We start from the raw sequence: 2261 nt of genomic DNA, 5'->3' as shown, positions 1-2261 counted from the left end.
GGTTAGCCCCCCCTGATGTAGCACAGCCCGCCCCCCACTAGGCCTGCTTACCAACCCCAGGGATTGACCCTGCCAAGTTAATTGCCGCCAATGGGCTGGGGGAGACTTTTGTGAATAACCCAAGGAAATAGTGGGCCTAGACCAACCGTAAAAGCGCAACACTGATCGCCCGGTGCGGGGAAAATAATCTTCCAATAACCATTGATCCAATGCCATCTGCAAATTACCGGGGGCTTGGATGTAGGGCAATAAACGCCAGAGGGAAGACTGAGCGGAGGGAAAGGTGGCCAACGGGAAAGTTCTCCTGACAAAACTCCAAGCAAAATATGTTAATCTTAGGAACGCTAGGACAACACGCGGGTGTAGTTTAGTGGTAAAACCTTAGCCTTCCAAGCTAATGATAGGGGTTCGATTCCCCTCACCCGCTTTGGGTAATGGGTACAGCGGTCTCCGAAACTCGATAATTTTGATTGATAATCTCTGATCGTCCCTGATGTCCGTTGCGACACCCCTCCTCGACCGTCATCCATGCTCCCTCGATAATTCCTCAGTTCTGCACGGTTATCTGTTGGGACAGCAGAGGGGTCTTGCCCCTGGCCAACGGTGCCTATGGAGCTTTACGGAAAACTTAGGTAAAGTTGATCCCCTGGCGGTGTTTGGGGCCCTCAATGTTCAAGATCAAGTTCATTTTTACGGTGAAAACCCCCAGCGGGGGGAAACCATACTGGCTTTTGGCATTTGCCAGTCCCTGAGGATTTCCGGCAAGTATCGTTTTAGACTGGCCCAACAGTTTGCGGAGGAATGTTTCCAGCGTTTAGTGCCCATTGGCAATGCCCAAGGCCGGAGTCAGCGCCCCTATATTTTTTGTGGCTTTAGCTTTTTTGACCGCAGCTCCAACCGCAATCCCTTTGCTAATTCCTTTTTGTTTTTACCCCAAATCCAGGTGGTGAAAACGTCCCAGCATTGCCTATTAAGCTGGCAAGTTAGTCTGGATAGCAATACCGATATTATCGATTTGGTGGATTTTATCGGTGCAATGCTCAGCGCTATCCGTCGGGTGCAACCGGCTAGGGATAACCATACCGCCCCCATGCTGGCAAGGGCTCCCCGGCTGACGGCAATAGAAGTGGCTAAGCTTTCCACGGCGATCGCCTCTAGCTTGGAAGAAATTGCCCAGCAGAGATTGAGTAAGGTGGTGTTGGCAACGGCGTTGGATTTGGACTATGGTTGTCGGTTCAATACGGCCCATTGTTTACAAAGACTGCGGCAACAGTATGGAGATTGCCATTTATTTTCCTGGGGCAATGGCCAGGGAGACTGTTTTGTGGGGGCTAGCCCAGAAAGATTACTGAGTTTGCATAATCAACAGTTGGTAACCGATGCTCTGGCCGGCTCGGCCCCTAGGGCTGCGGATGTCCAAGGCGATCGCCAATTGGGGCAACAGTTATTGCACAATCCTAAGGAGTTACGGGAACACCAAGCGGTGTTGGATTATCTGCTCCAGCGCCTACGGGCATTGGGCTTAAGCCCCCAAGCTTCTTCCTTGAAGTTGCTCAAATTAGCCAATATCCAGCATCTCTGGACCCAAATTCAAGCCCCCCTACCTCCCCACATCCATCCCCTGGCCCTGGTAGAACAACTCCATCCCACCCCAGCGGTGGCCGGTGTCCCCGTGGCGATCGCCGAAGATTTAATTCGTCGCCATGAAACCTTTGACCGCAATCTCTATGCCGCTCCCCTGGGTTGGCTAGACAGCGAAGGTAATAGCGAATTTATTGTCGGTATTCGTTCCGCTCTCCTTTCTCGCAATCGAGCCAGACTATACGCCGGGGCTGGCATTGTGGCTGGTTCCGATCCCCTCAAGGAAGTGGCAGAAATTGAGCTTAAACTCCAAACCCTCTGGCGATCGCTGATTTGAGTGATGGTCTCGCAACACCATCAAGCCAAAATAGAATGGGAATAGTCCGCCGTTGCGTTTCGGTCTAAGGGGGAGAAACCGTTATGCGTCTCAATGCCAAAGCAAAGTCATTTTTAACCAAGGAAATCAATCGGGAAGCGGAATCCCTCGGTTTTGAGGTGCAAAAGGACATTGTCCTCAAACGTTTAAACCAATTGGCCCAGGAAAGGGGTAAACCCCTGGGTAAGGAAGATTTGGCTGGGCAGGTGACGGATATGTTCCCCACCATGGCCGATCAAACCCTAACCAAGGCAGCAAAGTTAAATACGGCCCAGCAATGGCGGCTCTGGCTGACAGCCGGGGG

The 2261-nt window shown here is 51.9% G+C and carries 1 protein-coding gene, 1 tRNA gene and 2 pseudogenes; 3 read left to right on the top strand and 1 reads right to left on the bottom strand.

Features of this window, described 5'->3' with window-relative positions; translation table 11 throughout:
• Positions 1-291: pseudogene (locus tag IQ219_RS19105) on the bottom strand (lipoate--protein ligase family protein); the annotation flags it as partial.
• A gap of 65 nt (positions 292-356) precedes the next feature.
• Here IQ219_RS19105 and IQ219_RS19100 point away from each other — a divergent pair.
• From IQ219_RS19100 to IQ219_RS19090, 3 genes and pseudogenes are all read left to right on the top strand, one after another.
• Positions 357-427, top strand: a tRNA-Gly gene (locus tag IQ219_RS19100).
• Between the two features lie 66 nt (positions 428-493).
• A complete protein-coding gene (locus tag IQ219_RS19095; protein ID WP_194073661.1) occupies positions 494-1918 on the top strand; it encodes an isochorismate synthase in 1425 nt (474 codons plus the stop codon).
• Positions 1919-2001: 83 nt separating this feature from the next.
• A pseudogene (locus tag IQ219_RS19090) lies at positions 2002-2261 on the top strand (hypothetical protein); the annotation flags it as partial.

It is taken from the genome of Synechocystis sp. LEGE 06083, assembly GCF_015207725.1.
GTDB lineage: Bacteria > Cyanobacteriota > Cyanobacteriia > Cyanobacteriales > Microcystaceae > Synechocystis > Synechocystis salina.
Note: the sequence above shows the minus strand (reverse complement) of the source record. Positions and strands in the feature narration are given on the sequence as shown.